General features: G+C 33.5%; 16 protein-coding genes and 1 pseudogene. 8 read left to right on the forward strand and 9 right to left on the reverse strand.

Features of this window, described 5'->3' with window-relative positions:
* Positions 1 to 22: 22 nt before the first annotated feature.
* Complete coding sequence (gene pdxK / locus NSS74_RS23470) at positions 23 to 847, forward strand: pyridoxine/pyridoxal/pyridoxamine kinase (RefSeq protein WP_002016397.1); 825 nt, start codon at positions 23 to 25, stop codon at positions 845 to 847.
* A 111-nt stretch (positions 848 to 958) separates the two neighbouring features.
* Here the strand turns inward: pdxK and NSS74_RS23475 are convergent, their stop codons facing one another.
* From NSS74_RS23475 to NSS74_RS23510, 8 genes are all read right to left on the reverse strand, one after another.
* On the reverse strand, positions 959 to 2014 hold the full coding sequence (locus tag NSS74_RS23475; protein WP_340814407.1) for a diguanylate cyclase: 1056 nt from the start codon (positions 2012 to 2014) through the stop codon (positions 959 to 961).
* A gap of 147 nt (positions 2015 to 2161) precedes the next feature.
* Entirely contained in the window at positions 2162 to 2365 is a 204-nt protein-coding gene (locus tag NSS74_RS23480; RefSeq protein WP_002130134.1) for a YbdD/YjiX family protein, read from the reverse strand.
* The gene (gene cstA / locus NSS74_RS23485; RefSeq protein WP_002089870.1) at positions 2358 to 4433 is read right to left on the reverse strand and encodes a carbon starvation protein CstA; all 2076 of its coding nucleotides are present in this window, start codon (positions 4431 to 4433) and stop codon (positions 2358 to 2360) included. Before cstA ends, NSS74_RS23480 begins: the two co-directional genes overlap by 8 nt.
* 122 nt (positions 4434 to 4555) lie before the next feature.
* Positions 4556 to 5272 (reverse strand): LytR/AlgR family response regulator transcription factor, encoded by a 717-nt coding sequence (locus tag NSS74_RS23490; RefSeq protein ID WP_002089871.1) that lies wholly within the window; start codon positions 5270 to 5272, stop codon positions 4556 to 4558.
* 208 nt (positions 5273 to 5480) lie between these two features.
* Complete coding sequence (locus NSS74_RS23495) at positions 5481 to 6680, reverse strand: MFS transporter (protein ID WP_002016404.1); 1200 nt, start codon at positions 6678 to 6680, stop codon at positions 5481 to 5483.
* Between the two features lie 154 nt (positions 6681 to 6834).
* On the reverse strand, positions 6835 to 7575 hold the full coding sequence (locus tag NSS74_RS23500; RefSeq protein ID WP_002016406.1) for a WecB/TagA/CpsF family glycosyltransferase: 741 nt from the start codon (positions 7573 to 7575) through the stop codon (positions 6835 to 6837).
* A gap of 21 nt (positions 7576 to 7596) precedes the next feature.
* Complete coding sequence (locus NSS74_RS23505) at positions 7597 to 8706, reverse strand: glycosyltransferase family 4 protein (protein ID WP_002089874.1); 1110 nt, start codon at positions 8704 to 8706, stop codon at positions 7597 to 7599.
* A gap of 95 nt (positions 8707 to 8801) precedes the next feature.
* A complete protein-coding gene (locus tag NSS74_RS23510; protein WP_016102330.1) occupies positions 8802 to 10253 on the reverse strand; it encodes an O-antigen ligase family protein in 1452 nt (483 codons plus the stop codon).
* A 495-nt stretch (positions 10254 to 10748) separates the two neighbouring features.
* Between NSS74_RS23510 and NSS74_RS23515 the strand changes: the two genes are divergently transcribed.
* From NSS74_RS23515 to NSS74_RS28020, 3 genes and pseudogenes are all read left to right on the forward strand, one after another.
* Entirely contained in the window at positions 10749 to 11381 is a 633-nt protein-coding gene (locus tag NSS74_RS23515; RefSeq protein ID WP_002016412.1) for a trimeric intracellular cation channel family protein, read from the forward strand.
* A gap of 241 nt (positions 11382 to 11622) precedes the next feature.
* Positions 11623 to 12000 (forward strand): annotated as a pseudogene (locus NSS74_RS28015) (protoglobin family protein); the annotation flags it as partial.
* A complete protein-coding gene (locus NSS74_RS28020; RefSeq protein ID WP_370458378.1) occupies positions 11998 to 12804 on the forward strand; it encodes a methyl-accepting chemotaxis protein in 807 nt (268 codons plus the stop codon). The pseudogene NSS74_RS28015 and the gene NSS74_RS28020, both read left to right, overlap by 3 nt.
* Before the next feature lie 91 nt (positions 12805 to 12895).
* Here the strand turns inward: NSS74_RS28020 and NSS74_RS23525 are convergent, their stop codons facing one another.
* The gene (locus NSS74_RS23525) at positions 12896 to 14209 is read right to left on the reverse strand and encodes an ArnT family glycosyltransferase (RefSeq protein ID WP_061690315.1); all 1314 of its coding nucleotides are present in this window, start codon (positions 14207 to 14209) and stop codon (positions 12896 to 12898) included.
* Positions 14210 to 14575: 366 nt separating this feature from the next.
* Here NSS74_RS23525 and NSS74_RS23530 point away from each other — a divergent pair, with 366 nt between their 5' ends.
* The 4 genes from NSS74_RS23530 to NSS74_RS23545 all read left to right on the forward strand — a co-directional run bounded on the left by NSS74_RS23530 (position 14576) and on the right by NSS74_RS23545 (position 17598).
* Complete coding sequence (locus NSS74_RS23530; protein ID WP_000412118.1) at positions 14576 to 15088, forward strand: acyl-CoA thioesterase; 513 nt, start codon at positions 14576 to 14578, stop codon at positions 15086 to 15088.
* Positions 15089 to 15306: 218 nt separating this feature from the next.
* On the forward strand, positions 15307 to 16035 hold the full coding sequence (locus NSS74_RS23535; RefSeq protein WP_002143936.1) for a glycosyltransferase family 2 protein: 729 nt from the start codon (positions 15307 to 15309) through the stop codon (positions 16033 to 16035).
* Positions 16036 to 16041: 6 nt separating this feature from the next.
* A complete protein-coding gene (locus NSS74_RS23540) occupies positions 16042 to 16386 on the forward strand; it encodes a DUF2304 domain-containing protein (protein WP_061673839.1) in 345 nt (114 codons plus the stop codon).
* A gap of 231 nt (positions 16387 to 16617) precedes the next feature.
* On the forward strand, positions 16618 to 17598 hold the full coding sequence (locus tag NSS74_RS23545; RefSeq protein WP_061690314.1) for a glycosyltransferase family 2 protein: 981 nt from the start codon (positions 16618 to 16620) through the stop codon (positions 17596 to 17598).
* The last annotated feature ends 91 nt before the right edge of the window (positions 17599 to 17689 follow it).

Below are 17689 nucleotides of genomic sequence, written 5' to 3' on the forward strand. Positions count from 1 at the left end.
ATCACTTGAGGGGGCTTTCATAATGACATTGAATAAGGCACTTACTATCGCTGGTTCTGACACAAGTGGCGGTGCTGGTATACAAGCAGATTTAAAAACATTCCAAGAACTTGGTGTATACGGAATGACATCTCTTACGACAATCGTAACGATGGATCCACATAACGGTTGGGCACATAACGTATTCCCAATCCCAGCTTCTACATTAAAACCACAATTAGAAACGACAATTGAAGGCGTTGGCGTAGATGCTTTAAAAACGGGTATGCTTGGATCAGTAGAAATTATCGAAATGGTTGCGGAAACAATTGAAAAGCACAATTTCGAAAATGTAGTAGTTGATCCTGTTATGGTATGTAAAGGAGCGGATGAAGCGTTACATCCTGAAACAAATGACTGCTTACGTGACGTTCTTGTTCCAAAGGCATTAGTCGTAACGCCAAACTTATTTGAAGCATATCAATTAAGTGGTGTGAAAATTAATTCTCTTGAGGACATGAAAGAAGCTGCAAAAAAAATCCATGCTTTAGGTGCTAAATACGTACTGATTAAAGGTGGTAGCAAACTAGGCACAGAAACTGCTATTGATGTGTTATATGACGGCGAAACATTCGATCTTCTAGAATCAGAAAAGATTGATACGACAAATACACACGGTGCAGGTTGTACATATTCTGCTGCAATTACAGCAGAACTTGCAAAAGGAAAAACGGTGAAAGAAGCAGTAAAAACTGCGAAAGAATTCATCACAGCTGCAATTCGTCATTCATTTAAGATTAACGAATATGTAGGACCAACACATCACGGTGCATACCGCAAATTCGTTGCACCGAAAGAACTTGTCTAACATAACGCTTTTTATTAATAAATTTAAAAATAGATTAAAACCCACAGAACATTTATTGTTCTGTGGGTTTTAATTACTTTACAGAAATCTTTTAAAGTACTCCCCGAATTCCTATGATGCTGAACTAAACTTGTTTCTACCATTTCTTTTTGAATAATATAACGCATCATCCGCTGATTGAATAAATTGCTCAGGTGATTTTTTATATTCTGAAAGCCCAACAGAAACTGTAATTTTAATTTTTTCCCCATTTAGCAGTTGAAATGAATGCTTTTCAACTGCTAGTCGAATTTGTTCCCCTATACGAGTTCCAAATGCTACTCTCTTTTTTGGTAACAACAGAGCAAACTCTTCGCCACCCTTTCGAAAGACTAAATTTGGGAATGGTGCATTCTCTAACAAAATACGCCCTAGTTGTTTTAACACTTCATCTCCAGCAGGATGACCGTACGTATCATTTACATACTTAAAGTGATCAATATCGATAAGTAATAAACAAAGTGAATCATTTTTCATATGCTTACTATCAATATGACGATTCATCTCGAAATCAAACTGTCTTACATTTCCTAGATTCGTTAATGCATCTATCGTTGCATAATGCTTCATCGTTTGAAATAATTCATTGGATTGCAATACGTAACTTGCACTTACAAATGTGATGTATGCCGCTACAATACAACAAATTAAATATAATACCACTACATATATATCCTTAAATAAAATATAAAGTGGTAGTATTAAAATAGACAAACTGTACACATTAAACCATATCCATTTTGTAAATATAGAAATCTTCATCCGCCAAATGAGAGTAATGCCAATCCCTATTGCCACGATAGTATAGCAGGCCAATTCAGAGGCTAAAGAATATTCAGTAAAAAATACCCGTGTTATTAAAGTGATCATAACTGTTATACTACTAGCTATCGGGCCACCGATTATAATCGCCAAAACAACAGCTAAATAACGTAAATCCAACATAATATCTTCAATATGCACACCAAAATGCATCAATAATATACTTAATATTCCAGTTAAAATACCGACCAAACATTTCTGCCAAAAAGAGAATCCTTCTTTTAATGGCTTATCTCTTAAAAGCTGAGCACCTACAAAGATAAAGGACAGAATGATTGTCATATTTACAAATAGATCTCTAAACATAAAATAATCTCCCTACTTTTTCTTTTCCATCTATCCCTTTCTATATGTTATTGTATTACGAAATCCCTATAATTCCCAAACTTTTTTATTTTATTGTTCCACGTGGAACAGCAAAATAAAAAAGGAGACGAAATTTCGTCTCCTCCATTAACAACATCGCGATATCTTTCCTCCTTTTGCATTAAATCTAGCTTCTTGTGCCTCAGCAAAAAATTGCTTTTGACATAGAATTTTCTCTTCTGGATGATTTATTTTCATGTGATTTACATACGTTTCATAACTTGGAACTCCGACAAGTAAACTAATAAATTGCTTTCTCTTTCCCCATACGTTCCGTAAATTTTTAAGCATAGTTCCTCGACTCACTTTCATCTTTTGGAATATATGGTGCCTCTTTTAACGGCATTGGCTTATTTCTTAATACTTGAATCCAAATTCGAAGTGCAGAAATTAATACGGCAATTACAACTATCATAAAAATTCCACAAAGTGCCGCATCAATATAGTCATTAAAAATAATTTGTTTCATTTGTGCAACATTTTTAGCTGGAGCTAATACCTTACCATCATCTAATGCTCCCTGAAATACTTTCGCATGTGATAGAAATCCTATTTTAGGATTTTCATGAAATAACTTTTGATAACCAGCTGTCATCGTTACAATAAGTAATCCTATAGTCGGAATAAGCGTTACCCAAACGTATGCCTTTTTCCCCATTTTGAATAAAATTGTCGTTCCAAGTAATAATGCAATCCCCGCTAACATTTGATTTGCAATACCGAAAAGTGGCCATAGCGTATTAATTCCACCGAGAGGGTCAACCACCCCTTGATATAAGAAGTACCCCCAGCCTAATACGCATAACGTTGTAGCAACCACATTCGCTATTGTGGAATCTGTTTTCGCAAACGGCTTGTACACATGCCCTAAAATATCTTGAATCATAAATCGTCCTACACGTGTTCCAGCATCAATCGTTGTTAAAATAAATAGTGCTTCAAAAAGAATGGCAAAATGGTACCAAAATGCCATCATCGCCGTTCCACCTATTACTTGTGAAAATATATGTGCCATACCAATTGCTAATGTTGGTGCGCCACCTGTACGTGATAAAATGGTCTGTTCTCCGACGTTAACAGCAAGTTCTTTTAATTCATTCGGTGTAATAGCAAATCCCCACGAAGAAATAACTTGAGCCGCTTGTGATACATCTGTTCCGATCAGTGCTGCTGGACTATTAATTGCAAAATAAGTTCCTGGTGTTAATACACAAGCTGCAATCATAGCCATCGCTGCTACAAATGATTCCATTAACATTGCCCCATAACCAATTGGCTGTGCATGACCTTCTTGCTCAATCATTTTCGGCGTCGTACCTGATGAAACGAGAGCGTGGAATCCAGAGACAGCACCGCAAGCTATTGTAATAAATAAGAACGGAAATAAATTCCCGGAGAAGACAGGGCCTGTTCCATCAATAAACTTAGATACTGCCGGCATCTTCAAATCTGGAGCTACAATTAAAATACCAATTGCTAATCCAAGTATCGTTCCTATTTTTAAAAATGTACTTAAATAATCACGTGGTGCAAGGAGCATCCAAACTGGTAATGCCGATGCAATGAATCCATATACGATAAGCATAATAGCAATTGTTTCACCACTAAAAGTAAACATACTTGCAAGTGTTGGATTTTCTGCTACATACTGTCCACCAATAAGCGATAGGACTAGTAGAACAATACCGATTACTGATCCTTCCCCTACTCGCCCTGGTCTAATGTAACGCATGTAAACTCCCATTAAAATAGCAATTGGAATTGTTGCTGCGATTGTAAACATTCCCCATGGGCTTCCAACAAGTGCCTTCACAACTACTAAAGCTAATACTGCTAATAAAATTATCATAATACCTAAAATACCAATCATCGCAATTAATCCTGTAACAGGACCAATTTCATCTTTAATCATTTCTCCTAATGATTTACCATTACGTCTCATTGAAGCAAATAAAATTACAAAATCTTGTACAGCTCCGGCAATAACTACCCCAACAATAATCCAAATAGTCCCAGGTAAATACCCCATCTGCGCCGCCAAAATTGGTCCTACTAAAGGACCTGCCCCTGCAATCGCAGCGAAGTGATGTCCGAATAAAACCCATTTATTTGTTGGAACATAATCCTTCCCATCATTTAGCGTATGAGCAGGCGTTTGCCTATTATTATCTAGGCCAAAAACTTTCCTTGCTATAAATCTACTATAAAAGCGATAAGCAATCGCATACACTGATACAGCAGCAACTAATAGCCATACAGCATTAATTGTCTCACCTTGTGATAAAGCTATTACACCAAAAGCAGATGCTCCTACCGCTGCAATAACTCCCCAAAGTAAAATTGATTTCAATGTTTTCACGTACAATCCCCCCATTACTACTTCTTAGAGGAGATTGTACTAAATTTTCTGAATATTTAATTTAAATCCTCCTTATCATGAAGGATTTCTAGGCTATTATGTTAAAATTCTCTCATTACTTGTCATAGCTCAATTTTATTTCGAAGCCGTTTTACATAATTACGGCTTACTGGAATCGGTTGCTCATCATACCTGTCTAAATGCAAATTATACGTGCCATTATAATAAGGTTTAAGTTCTTGTACATATGACATATTAATTAAATAGCTTTTATGTACACGTAAAAAATCATATGCATTTAGTTTATTTTCTAATTCCTGGAGTGTGTATGTTGAAATATACTGATTATTCGTTGTATAAATTGAAACGGTTTTGTTTTCCTTATTTTTACTAATATATACAATATCCTCCGGGAGAATATATCTAATCCCCTCATGGCCTTCTATCGGCAGTTTACGCAAATGACTCTTTGCTTTCTCACCTTGTTCTTTTCCCATTTTATATAAAATGAATTGTAAATCTTCTTCACGAAATGGTCGTAATAAATAATAAAACGCTTGGAAACGAAAAGCTGTAATTGCCTCTTCTATATCCTCACCAATAAAAATAAATTTCGTATAACAATTCACTTCTCGTAACAAACTCGAATATTCAAAACCGGTACCATCCATTAATTGCGAATTTAAAAAAACAAAATCAGGTGTATGTTTTTTCATTATTAGCAAAGATTCTGTTCCAGTTTTCGCTTCAAAACATTCTACATTTCGAATATTTTCAGTAAAGTTCTCAACTAATTTTCTTCGCTCTTCTGTTTCTTCCATGATAAGTAAGATTTTCATTTATCCAGCCACCTAATTCCTTTGTCCATATGTCTTGTTGTATACATTCGCTTTAGCAAGAAACATTCCCTTTTTCTTACTATACCATTATTTATCTAAAAAAACAGAAAAAAGGAAACCACTTTGGTTCCCCTTTTCTTTTATCCCGATTGGTGCGGGCTAATAATCAGTGGTTGATGGACAAAACACCACTGATTAAGGTTTCTCTTTATACTAATTCCCTCTGTTTCGTTTCTTGACCAAGTATAACTACAGCAAGTGCCCCAATTAAAATTGATCCACAGAAAATCGTAAATATTAGCGATAGTGAAGCTTGTGAAGCAACTAAATACCCTACTAATAGTGGTCCAAGAATACCACCAATACGCCCAAATGCAGCTGCCATTCCTGCACCTGTACCGCGAATAGTTGTTGGATACTGTTCCGGTGTATAAGCGTATAATGCACCCCAAGCACCTAAATTAAAGAAGGATAGTAACATACCCGCCACTATTAATGCTGTTAATGAATCCGCAATTCCGAACACATAAGCACTACATGCTGTACCAATTAAATACGTAACCAATACAAATTTACGACCAAGACGTTCAATAAACCATGCAGCTGTGAAATATCCTGGAAGTTGAGCTAAAGTCATAATGAGTACGTACTGAAAACTTTTTATTAAACTAAAGCCTTTTAGTACCATTACACTAGGTAACCAAAGGAACATTCCATAATAGGAAAAGACCACACAAAACCATAGAATCCATAACATAATTGTTGCTTTACGATATTCTCCAGACCAAACCGATTTTATATTTTCAATAACAGATGGCCTTTTTGCAACCTTTTGGAACCTTGGAGAATCGGGTAAATTCCATCTTAAATATAAAGCATATAACGCTGGAACTGCACTTAATACCATAGCAACTTCCCAACCGTATTTAGGAATAACAAAATATGAGATAAGAGCTGCGATTAACCAACCACCAGCCCAAAAGCTTTCTAATAGTACAACTATTTTTCCACGTTCGTGCGCTTCAACACTTTCTGATACAAGAGTAGATGCAACTGGAAGTTCCCCTCCAAGTCCCATACCAATTAAAAAGCGTAAAACGAGGAACATCGCGAATGTCGTCGTTAAAGCAGTTAAACCACTACCGATAGAAAATAGTAATAATGTAATAATAAAGACTGATTTCCGTCCTATTTTATCTGATAGTATCCCAAAAAGGAGCGCTCCTACTGCCATACCAATTGAATTAACGCTACCTATCCAACCCATTTCTTGAGTACTTAATCCCCAATCTTTTTGGAGTGCTACGATTACAAATGAAAGCATTCCAACATCCATTGCATCAAATAGCCAGCCAAGCCCTGCTATACCAAGTAGCTTTCGCTTCGAAATTTCTTTTACCTTGCTCACAAGAAGTCCTCCTTACACAGGTGTCTTTACACATCATTTTACATGTGTGTATTGCATAAGTAAAATACTTTCTTATAAAAATTCTCCTTCATCATTCCCAAAAAGTAAAATGTTTATCAAAAATAAACAAATAAAAAAAAGTAGCGATGTTCCGCTACTTTTTTGAACGCATTACTTCTTTTAAAAATTCAGCTAATACTAACTGACGACGCCAACGTGTTGGATTACTACATAATCTGTAAAACCACTCTAAATGAATAGATTGAATCCATTTTGGCGCACGCTTTACCTCTCCAGCCCACACATCTAAACTACCGCCTACTCCAACAGCCATTTTCGTTTCTAAACGATGCTTATTGTTTTGGATAAAGTTTTCTTGTCTTGGAAAGCCAAGTGCAACAAGTAATAGATCTGGTTTTGCCTCTTGAATACGTGAAACAATATTCTCTTCTTCTTCTTGTTTAAAATATCCATCTTGTATCCCCACGATAGATGCAGCCGAATATGTCTTCGTTAAATGATCAGCCGCGGCTTGTACAACATGTGGTTTTGCACCTAATAAGAAAACAGATACTGGTTTATTCTCTTCTGATAACTTCGCAAATAAATTACACATTAAATCAAAACCTGCTACACGTTCTTTTACAGGTGTACCAAGCATACCACTTGCTTTTACAACCCCAATACCATCAGGTGTAATTAAATCGGTATTTAGTAATGTTTTATGGAACTCTTCATCCTTTTTTGCACACATAACAATTTCAGGATTTGCTGTTACTACCTGAAAAGTATGAGTTTGCTCCAATTCTAGTTGTTCCTTTAAATATTGGACCGTTTCATCCATTGTCATTGTAGAAAAAGGAACACCTAGAATATCAACCGTTTGTACTGCCATAATTAACTATCCTCTCTATCATTAAAGGTTTTTCGCTATTAATTGCTTATATGTTTCTTTCGTATCTTCATATAATTTTTGAAGTGAGAAGTTCATAGTAGCATGCTCATAAATATGCTTGCCCATTACTGATAACTCTCCAGTTTTCCACTTATCATACGCCTCTTCTAATGCCGATGCCAATGCTTTTCCATCACCAGTCGGTACAATCCACCCATAAGTTTCATCTGCAATTAACGGTTCGATTTCTCCAGCTCTAGTCACAATTGATGGTACACGTTGATTTGCCGCTTCTAATAAAACTAATGGAAATCCTTCGCTATGGGAAGTTAACAAATTGACATGTGATGAAGCAAATAATTGTTTCACATCTTGACGATGCCCTAAAAATTCAACTTTATCATTAATCCCTTTTTCAGTAGCTAACGCCTTTAGTTCTCTTTCTAACGGCCCGTCACCAACTAATAACACTTTAATTTTCTCCAATTTTGTTTGTTGTAACGCATCGAATAAAACTTCATGTCCTTTAACAGGATGCAAACGCGCTACTTGGATTGCCGTAAACACATCTTCATCAATATTAAACATTTCCTTTTTATTATAGCCATCTGCTTTTTCCTGATCATATTCAATCCCGTTATAGATAACATGCATCTTTTCATTTGAAATACCTAATGCGGCTAAGCTTTTTTTCAACCTATTCGTTACAACAAAAAATAAATCTATATTTTTTAAAGCTTTCAAATTTAATTTAGTAAAAATCCAGCCTTTTAAGCCTTGTTTAGTAAAGTCTTGAAATGGATCACTATGAATTGTCGTAACCCATTTTGCCGCAAATTTCTTCTTCATTAGAGAAACAAAGAAATTCGCCCTAGGACCGTGTGTATGAACTACATCAAATTTTTCTTTATTAATGAATTCACTTATGTTCTTTAAAATGGATAAATCATAGCGAGATTTTTGTGAAAACACATGAACTTTTATTCCTAGCTCTCTTGCTTCTTTCGCAACTATTCCATCTTCAAATACTGCTAATTCTACTTCACCATCCGGAAACTGATCGAGCAGTGAAATAATATGTGTTTTTCCTCCACCATCTTCTGCCCCTGCATTCATATGCAATATCCTCATATTTTTTCCTCCTTTAAATCCTCGCTACATTTCCATCTATCTTTATTTTACTGTACTAAAAAATAAAAGCTAACAAAAGTTAGCTTTTATTTTTATCATTCAATTTCTAAATCTACAATTAGACAAGCTAACACCACTACAAAGTAAATCCCTACTCCTGGTGCTGTCAAAATATGTCCTGCAATATATGCAATACCTAATGCTAATACTAAGCTTGCTGTAATCATTCCATATTTCACATTAAATATTTCCTTAAATCTTGTAACAAATGCTAGTAGGATTCTTACGCCGTAATAAATAAATGGAATCATCATTAACGCAAAACCAATAATTCCGAAATCATAAAACCAATCATGGAAGTCCATTTCGATTAGCTTCGGATCTGGCTCTTTTTGTTCATTATACTTAAAGTTACCTGCGTAACCCATTCCAAATAATTTTTGTGACATTGGCGCTTCTTTAAAGAACTGCTTATGTCGCTCTTCATATACTTGACGTCCACTGAAAATAAGATTTTCTTGATTTTCTTTCTTTTGCTCTTTCTCAAGCTCTTTCTTAACTTCAGCTTCTACCTTCGCCTTTTCTTCTGGTTTCTCAACTTTATGTTGTTTTTCTTCTTTTTTAATTTTCTCTTTAATTTCTTTTTCTTTTTGACCTTGCTGCGCTACATTTTGTTCTGATAAATAATTGTTATGAATACCCATATTTTGTGCTAATGGCGTCATTTTAAACGTTCCAACAACACCAGCCAATAGGAAAATAGCAATTAATCCATTAAGTACAAGAGACCTTTTGTTTGGATTTCTTCTATCAAATAATAATTGTAGTACGATAATCCCGATTGCTGCTGCTAACGTAGCACCAATTGAGCCCATCCCTACTTTCGTACCAACTTGAATTAACGAGTAAATCATTAAAAGCGATGGAATCCAATATAAAACGTGTTTCACGCTCTTTGTTTTTTGAATAGAATATAGTACCACAATAGGGAAAATAATAGCTAAGATTGACCCTAGTTCATTACCTGCATAGAACCACCCTCGGGAACCAACTTTCATCCATTGATAACTACCAAAGTCTGTAGATGTCGAAATAGAAATAACCATAATAGCGTTAATGATTAATGTTGAATACACAATACTATTTCTGACTTTGTCACTAATATTTACTTTCTTTTTCAATGATTTTAAAGCTAAAATGTATGATCCTAGCATGATATATATATATAATGCCTTCGCAACAAACTTAACTTCTTCACCAAGTACAATAGGATTCTTAACTAGTTTATTATTAATAAACCCTATCCCTAAAACTACTGCTAATAGTATTAAGTAAATTAAAAACTTCCTATTTTCCTTCTCTTTTGCCTGAATTAAAATGTAAATACCACCAACAGCCATAATAAGAAATCTTACCAAAATTCCAACAGTGGCATTTGACTTTAATAAAACGATGCTAAGAGACGTTAATAAATCTAAAACAGGCTGTAAAATAATAAAAAAGAGCAAAAAATGCTCAAATCTAACCCTAGCTTGATTTGCTAACATTCCAAGACCTCCATACAAAATCTTCACATTATCTTTTAATCATAGTTTTCTACTGTTTAAACACACCTAGCAATTATAACATAACTCATATTTAAATTGAGAACTATTTTTCATGCCAAAACTAGTCAAGTCCAGCATTATTAGTAACCGAAAACATTGTCCTTTAGCTATCCTTCCCTATCCCTATAAAAACTATCTAACACATATGCACTTATTTTCGACCGTACAGAAATATTTTTTTATCATTTTATACAAATGTACAAAACGGACTTATCTTATTGTACCATCCCTCCAACTAAGCTACATCAAAAAACTATACTATTAATCTTTCCACACTTTTTCGCTTTACTTTATTGCTACTTATCAAGCATTTTCAAACGCTTTCTTTAGCTATTTCATCCATTTTTCTACATGTAGCGAAAAGTAATTGTTATTTCCAAAACTTTAGTGTATATTTTTTCTCTGGAACATCTTTAAGAGGAAGGAATTAAAGCCATGTTATTAATCGATATATTTACGTTTCTTGGCATTATCGCCGCTGCCATTTCTGGTACATTAGTTGGTTTAAAAAAAGATCTAGATTTATTTGGTGTCCTTTGTTTAGCTGTAGCTACTGCGCTCGGCGGCGGTATTATTCGTGATATTATGATTGGTAACCTGCCTCCTGTCGCATTTGTAAAACCCATTTACTTTTTCGTAAGTGTACTATCAGCATTATTCACATGTATGTTTTTTGAGCGCATTAATAAACTTCAAGTCGTTATTATGCTTTCTGATGCTGTTGGTTTAGGGGTATTTACAGCTATTGGTGCAAATGCAGCAATGTCACATCACGTTGACGCCTCGTTTTTAGTCGTTTCAATGGGAGTTATTACAGGTATTGGGGGCGGTATTTTACGTGACATTTGCGCTCAAGATATCCCGTATGTATTCCGAAAAGAGATATATGCAATTGCTTCTATTCTAGGAGCAGTTAGTTTCTTAATTACACATGCAATGGGGGCACACATATTAGCTTTCTATGTCTGTTTATTAATAACATTCGTTATTCGTGTAGTCACCGTAATATATAATGTACATTTCCCAGTTTTCTTTAAAACACATGCAAAAATTAATAAAGGCCATTAAGAGAATTCTACATAGAATTCTCTTAATTTATATACAATTCCATATACTATAGAGTAATTGTATATAAAAATATATAATTACATTAGAATAAAGAAATGAAAACGTTTTATAAACAGGGGGAAGAATGATGCTTGGGGTTTTTAAAAAAAATAAAACAAACACCAGTATAATTGAATTAAGCAAAGGCCAACAAATCATATTTAACGTGCCTGCTAATTCTGAACTAAAAACTCAAATGGATATGCTACATATTTCAAAGGAAGATTTACAAATTGTTAAAGTATTACAGCCATTTATTTATGAGGAAATAGATTGGATAACAGAAAAATTCTACACCAACATCACAAAACAACCTAATTTAATTGCTGTTATTGAACGCTACAGCTCTATTCCCAAATTAAAACAAACTTTAAAGACACATATTAAAGAATTGTTCAGCGGGAATATGAATGAAGATTTTATTGAACAACGTGTTAGAATTGCAAAAAGGCACGTACAAATTGGTTTACATAGAAAATGGTATACCGCTGCTTATCAAGAATTATTCCGCTCCGTCATAAAGATTTTGCAAACGAAAATTTCAACGATAGACGATTTTTCTTATTCTATAAACGTAATAAATAAATTATTCACATTAGAACAAGAACTTGTTATTGCAGCTTATGAATCCGAATATGAAAGAATCCAAAAAGAACATGAAAAAGAAAAAGAACTGACAACTATGACGATTACACATATTGCAACAGAACTAGCGGCAGTATCTGAAAAAACAAGCTCTTCTATTCAACAGTTAACATCTAAATCAGAAAGTATCGTAGGAATTGCAAAAACAGGTACATCATTAGCTACGACATCAGAAGAAAAGGCCAATAAAGGAAAAGAACAATTAAATCTGCAAAACAAACGAATGGAAAGCATCCAAACGAATATGGAAACTATCATTACTGATACTCATGAACTTCTTGATATTTCTAACAAAATTAACGAAATCATTGATATTGTAAAATCAATCGCCGAGCAAACAAATTTACTAGCATTAAATGCTGCTATTGAATCTGCACGTGCTGGCGAATTTGGTAAAGGTTTTTCAGTCGTAGCGGGAGAAATCCGAAAGTTATCAGAGCAAACGAAAGAATCAATTTCCAACGTTACAAAACTCGTTGAAAAAACTAATGAACAAATTATCCACGTCTCTTCTTCCGTGGAACAAATAAGCTCTCTCGTATCTGAAGGGACAGATAGTATGCATGCGACAGATCAATATTTCCAAGAAATCGTAAAAGATATGTCTAACTCTAAAGAACAAAATAAAAAAATTGAAAATGAATTAGAGACTATATCACAAGTAATGAAGAGTATTCAAGACGATTCCTCAACAATGGCCTTAACAGCGGATAATTTACAACTAGAACTAAACCGATAAGACGAATCGATACAAAGTGGAGATTCTTCATCTCCGCTTTGCATTCATCCTTATCATCCATCTACAAAAAAAGAATCCAAAACGGATTCTTTTATTTTCTGAAAAATATTTTTTGGCAATAAAAATAACTCATATAAACACCAAAGCTTTGTAAAATAAACAAAGCTGGCATAATAATATTATAATATGTCATATCTACTCGGAAGAGCCTTAACGACACGTATCCGGTAATTAATAATACAAACAACATATATCCTTCATTTTGCTGTTTCTTAATTAGAAAATGTAATAAAGCTATGGCCATAAATAATGTCACCACTATATATATAAGCTTTTCACATTTAAAAATAATAGAATTTATTCCCTCGTCTGAAAGCTGGTTAATAACTGGTTTTAACAGTTTAAATCTTTCTACTTCCATTTCTTTTAACTCTTGATCAATGTGCTCTTTTACACTTTTATTTTTGGATGTTTTTTCTTCATTTTGACTTTTTCCAATTAAAACAGATTGAACATAAGTCTGATTAGAAATCGTATACTGTGACATTCCCATCATCTTGATACCATAGCTCACACCAAAATGAGTACTATAAAACAGAATAAGTATTCCCATCATTTTTAATAGTAATTTTTGTTTCGCCCCTGATTGAAATAATTCAATTAACAGCACATATACAACTATAAAAATAGGTAAAAATAACCCCATTGGGAAAATCATATTGCTAAGCGCAAATAAAATGGCTGAAATTACCCACATATAAGGATGGTCTAATCCCTTATATAAAAATATGTAACAAGCACAATAAAATAAAAATATTGCGAGTGATTCCGCCGTTAATACAGAACTCATAAATATATTTGGAATATATAAAGCGTAAAACATTGATGCAATACGACCACACTCTTCTCCAAAGACCATTGACGCAATGCGATAAATGAAAAATGCAGTTCCTGTACAAAATAAAATATTAAATAATTGTAAAGCGAATACCGTATCACCAAATATACGAATGATGATTGATTCATAAATAATAAAAGGTAACTGTGCTATATTCTCTATATTATTGCCAATTGCAATCTGCTTTGCAGACTCATACATAGCTTTCATATCACCTATCATTGGAACATCTACAAATAGAACTGTGATAAGTCTTACAACTGTAGATATGCTTATAAGAAAAACAAGAAATTGTTTATCTGTAAAACGATATTGCAAAATTGATGCTACTAACAAAATAAGAATAACAAAAATCACTAATACAATTGTTATACTTGTTCTACTTCCTCCAAAAAATTGCTTACTTGTTTCAAAAGCCGACCAACAACTATAGGCAAAAAATGCGAGCATCGCACCAATCATTATTTTACTGAAGAAAGACGAAAAATTTGTTCTTATATGATTCATATGTCCATTGCACCTCTATTTCCATTCATAACAAAACGATTCTATCATGAATAAGCACAAGGTTAATAGGGAATTTCTATGACAAATACATAGTCATTACTTTTTCACTTGCAATGTAAGCGAATCCTCTTTTACACTACATTTTATATATGATAAATTTTCTTTCAGTTACATGAATACAAATACAGAAATTTCAATAAAGTGAAACTTTAATCCACGGGGGTTTTGTTCATCCCCCACTGACTATTAGCCCGCAAATAGTGGGATAATCCTCTTTTGGAACACTTTACTTCATTAAATATCTAATATGGGTACTCCACTTACACATGTCACTCTGATTGAAAACAGAAAATAGGGGATGAATATATGGAAAAGAAATTCATGCGAGAATCAAAAGCAATTAAAACAACACGTGTTTTTCCTAACGATTTAAATAATCACCAAACACTTTTCGGGGGGAAATTATTAGCAGAAATTGATAGTATAGCTTCAATTGCAGCTGCGAGACACAGCCGCAAACATTGCGTAACAGCATCTATCGATTCCGTTGATTTTTTAACTCCAATTCACCAAGCAGATTCTGTTTGTTATGAAGCATTCGTATGTTATACAGGAAAATCTTCAATGGAAGTTTTCGTAAAAGTAATTGCAGAGGATCTACTAGCAGGCGAGCGTAGAATGGCCGCAACGTGTTTCATTACATTTGTCGCATTAAAAGACGGAAAACCTTCATCTGTACCACAAGTAATTCCTGAAACAGAGGAAGAACATTGGCTACATACAACTGGTTCAGAGCGTGCAGAAAATAGAAAAAAAGGACGTTTGAAAAGTAAAGAAATGGCCGAAGTGTTAACTTTAAGTAAGCCTTGGAATATGTAACATTAGGATTTTATCTTATACATGCACAGGTTTTTTCTTCCTTGCATGTATTTTTTATTATAATAAAGTGTTACGCCTTAGCATTTTTATTCGATGCCTGTTTCCTAAAATCACCCATCAGCTTTTCCTTTATTTTGTTATACTATTAATGGTATATTAAATAATGTTCGTTTAAAAATAACCATAGTATGATTAAGTATATAAGGGATGGTGCGATAATGTCTATTGAGGTACCAATTTCAATACCAAAAACGTTAATTATTATTCCAGCGTATAACGAGGAAGAAGCAATTACAGATACATTAACAAGATTATTAGAACTAAAACAGCATTTTACAGCATTAAGCATTTGCGTTATTAATGATGGATCAAAAGATAAAACAGCTCAAATCGTAAAAGATTTCCCTGTTCATCTTGTTAATTTACCATACAATCTAGGTATCGGTTCAGCTGTACAAACTGGATATAAATACGCCTATGAGAACGGATATGATATTGCGATTCAGTTCGATGCTGATGGACAACATAATCCTGATGATTTATACAAAATCATACAGCCTATTGCCGAGGATCAATGCGATATGGTGCTTGGTTCACGTTTTACAGAAAAAACAGCATATAAAGGTAGTATTTCCCGAAGAATCGGTATTTTTTATTTTACCGCTCTATTGAAAGTACTAACAAAACAAACATTTATGGATCCAACTTCTGGGTATCGTGCTATCAATCGAGAAGTAATTAAGATTTTTGCACACAATTATCCAAAAGATTATCCGGAGCCAGAAGTCCTTATTCATTTAAAAAAGAAAAAACTTCGCATTAATGAAATATCTGTAAATATGCAAGAGCGACAAGGTGGACAATCTTCCATCACTCCCCTTAAATCTGCATATTACATGGTTAAGGTAAGTCTTGCTATATTGATGCAAAAAATCGTGAAAGGTTGATAATAAATGCATATAATTACCTTTTCATTTATCTTTATTTTATTACTATTCTTCTTAATTATTAATTCCATTCGTCGTGGGACTTTAGAAACAAAATATGCTATTTTATGGATTTTTGTTTGTGTTGCAATGGCTATTTTAAGTTCTACGGATAAAATTATAAATTGGATTGGAAAACTATTAAAAGTAGATTATCCTCCGTCCATTTTATTCTTATTCGGACTATTATTCTGTTTTATCTTAATTTTTGACCTGACGAGAAAAATCTCCAAATTACACCATCAACTTGTAACATTAACGCAAGATTATGCATTATTAAAACAAAAATTAAAGATAACAGATAAAGAATAACTTCCTAACTAAATACTAATATATAAAAGCTCCTGAATTTTGCTTGAAAAATTCAGGAGCTTTTATCATTTCAAATTATTTCTTTCTAATTATACGAGGTACCACAATAGAAAGTTGATTTACAAAGTTTATATGCGTTAAACTTATACAGATGTTCTTGTAGTCTTCTTCCTTTCAAAAGACTTGTATATATGGTACAAAACATAAAAAATTTGAGGAGATAAAAACTCTATGATGGAACAAAAACAACTCGTTTCCGTTGTCATACCTCTGTATAATACGGAAAAATATATTGAGGAAACGATGCAATCAATACTAGATCAAACATATAAAAACATTGAAATTGTAATTGTAGATGATGGAAGCAAAGATCAATCACCTTCTATCGTAAAAAATCTTGTACAAAAGTACCCAGGACAAATAAAATACGTCCCTCAAGAAAATCAAGGTGTTTCTGTTGCTCGTAATACAGGAATTGAAAATGCTAGCGGAGAATATATTGCTTTTCTTGATAGTGATGATTTATGGCATCCAACAAAAATCGAAAAACAAGTTGAAAGCATGCATAAAAACAACATGAACGCTTGTTATTGTGGCTATATGAACTTTTACGAAGAGACTGGTGAAAAAGTTGAGCACACGACAAACTTTATTAAAGGTGATATGACAAAAGCTTTCTTAACGCATCAAGTTGTTGCTCAGACGAGCACTTGGATTTTCAAAAGATCTATCGTGATGGATCATAATATTCGTTTCACACCAGGATGTAGCTGGGGAGAAGACTTAGAATTTCTATTTAAATTAATGAGTGTAACAAATGTATGCTATGTAGATGAATATTTAACATATTATCGAATCTTATCCGAAGGAAATCTTTCTTCAAAGTATAAAGATTATGAATTAAAAACAGCAAAAGAATTAGAAGTATTTAATCGCATGAAGGATTGGGTTCATAATAAATCAAAAGACTTGATCGTGAATGATTCTACAGAACTTATTGAAATCCTTGAAACTTATCTATTCCCATATACAGTCATTAACAATGCTTGTATATACATTAAAGGAAGCTCTAAGTTAGATAAATCACAAGTTCAATTAATCAAGGGCGATATAAATAAATATTGTCGCAAAATTTATTCAAAAAATGGAAAACGAAGCAAAAAGCTATACGCAATGCTTTGGTTTGTACGAATAAAGTTTATGTTTTCTTAAATAAAGAATACGCTTTTAAACATACTTTCCGTAAACAAATCAAATTTACAAATAGGACGAAGTGCGTCCTGAAAAATAGAAAGGTCTTGTT

It is taken from the genome of Bacillus sp. FSL E2-8868, from assembly GCF_038005505.1.
Lineage (GTDB): Bacteria > Bacillota > Bacilli > Bacillales > Bacillaceae_G > Bacillus_A > Bacillus_A mycoides.